The sequence below is a fragment of the Prevotella sp. P5-50 genome, from assembly GCF_002251295.1.
In the GTDB taxonomy this organism is placed as follows: Bacteria; Bacteroidota; Bacteroidia; order Bacteroidales; family Bacteroidaceae; genus Prevotella.
The window spans coordinates 1-898 of sequence record NZ_NPJA01000009.1 but is presented as its reverse complement, the minus strand read 5'-3'; the positions used below and the strand labels follow the sequence as shown (position 1 = coordinate 898).

Annotated in this window: 2 pseudogenes; one reads left to right on the top strand and one right to left on the bottom strand. The window is 43.2% G+C overall.

Annotation, left to right across the window (positions count from 1 at the left end):
- Positions 1–318 precede the first annotated feature (318 nt).
- A pseudogene (locus CIK88_RS01305) lies at positions 319–651 on the top strand (nucleoside kinase); the annotation flags it as partial.
- Between the two features lie 15 nt (positions 652–666).
- Here CIK88_RS01305 and CIK88_RS12480 read toward each other — a convergent pair.
- Positions 667–898, bottom strand: a pseudogene (locus tag CIK88_RS12480) (IS4 family transposase); the annotation flags it as partial.

The window sequence follows — 898 nt, the reverse complement described above, 5'->3', positions numbered from 1 at the left end:
TAATGATGTAAGGAGTATGTGTGCAGCATAAAAAAACGAAATAATTCAAATCTTGCATGGCAATTTGATGATTTTGTATTACCTTTGTCTCCAAGAAAACTAAGAATCATGCTACAGATACGTTGCAAGAATAATAATATAACCAAGAGTTTCCCAGAAGGAACCTCACTATTGGAAGTCTATCAAGACTACGCCGAAGAACTAAAAATGCCGTTCCCAGTGGTCTCTGCAAAGGTCAACAATACCTCGCAGGGACTGAAATTCAGACTCTTTCAAAACCGCGACGTGGAGTTTCTCGATGCCCGCGAAGGCTCTGGGCGACGCATCATCCGCGATTATAATAAAGGTGCCTATACGGCACAGGAGACCATCAGCCAATGGCGCAATGTCTGTGAAGCAGAAGATCAATGGATTGCGCCATTCCAGGAAACAGCAGACGTGATGTTCAACTCGGCACTCAATATCGAGTTTGCCGTGCTCCGTCCTCACGCCGAACTGATTCTTGCGGCTGTGCCTCGCAACTGTCCGGAATATGCCGAGGCACACCGCCTCTTGAAATTCCTGCATTATTTCATCCCCATTTCCGACCGTGAGATTCCGCCCACCTCTATCATGCGCGAGTTTGTAGGAGGATCAAGTTTCAAGTATTAACATCACTAGTGTCCACTAAATAAATTTAAGACTTAATTCTCTTACAGTTTGTAACTTCTCGGCAGGTTCGCTTTTGCCGAGCAAATCTACGAGAGGGGTTCTGTCCAACAATGAGACAGCTAAAATTCTTAACAAATCATACATTTCCATATTCAATTTCATTTTTCGTTCAACAATCGCAACCAAGCAATATGCAATGATTGCACTATACAATTGTATCTTTACAGCATTTTCGGTTGTGCCATAG